We start from the raw sequence: 602 nt of genomic DNA, 5'->3' as shown, positions 1-602 counted from the left end.
GTGATGCGTTGACCTATGCCGGGGATCTCAGCGGCGGCAACTCCAGCATCAAAGAAAACTACATGGTTGTGACCAATGTGTTTTTCCCTGAGGCAGAAAGCACGAAAAACACTCTGGAGCGCAAACGCCAGTTCACTGTAAACCAAGCCTACGGGCCGATGCTCAAATTCGTGCCGGTGCTGGCGGACAAAAAGGAGAGCTTCGACACTCTCTATGAGTCCATGAAAGAGGGGGCTAAGCCAGTCAAGATCACCTACTCGGTGGTTTTATTTGCTCCAACCAAAGAACGTGTTGAAGCGGCGGCGATGGCCGCACGAAACATCTGGCGTGAATCTCGGTTCGAGCTGATGGAGGATAAGTTCGTTGCTCTGCCGATGTTCCTCAACTGCCTGCCATTCTGTACAGACCGGGATGCAGTGCGAGACCTATTCCGCTACAAGACCATGACAACCGAGCAGGCGGCTGTGGTCCTGCCGGTGTTTGGGGAATGGAAGGGGACCGGGACCTATCATGCAGCGCTGATTTCCCGCAACGGCCAGCTCATGAGTCTGTCTCTTCACGACAGTAATACCAACAAAAACCTGGTGATCGCAGCCGAATCC

The 602-nt window shown here is 53.8% G+C and carries 1 protein-coding gene; it reads left to right on the top strand.

Annotated elements, in window-relative coordinates; translation table 11 throughout:
* Positions 1-602 (top strand): DUF5934 domain-containing protein (locus tag R7190_RS28840; protein ID WP_318138061.1); only part of this gene is annotated, 602 nt, incomplete at both ends.

This window comes from Vibrio sp. 1078-1, from assembly GCF_033340475.1.
The sequence above is the reverse complement of the archived record's forward strand: the minus strand, read 5'-3'. Positions and strand labels throughout refer to the sequence as shown.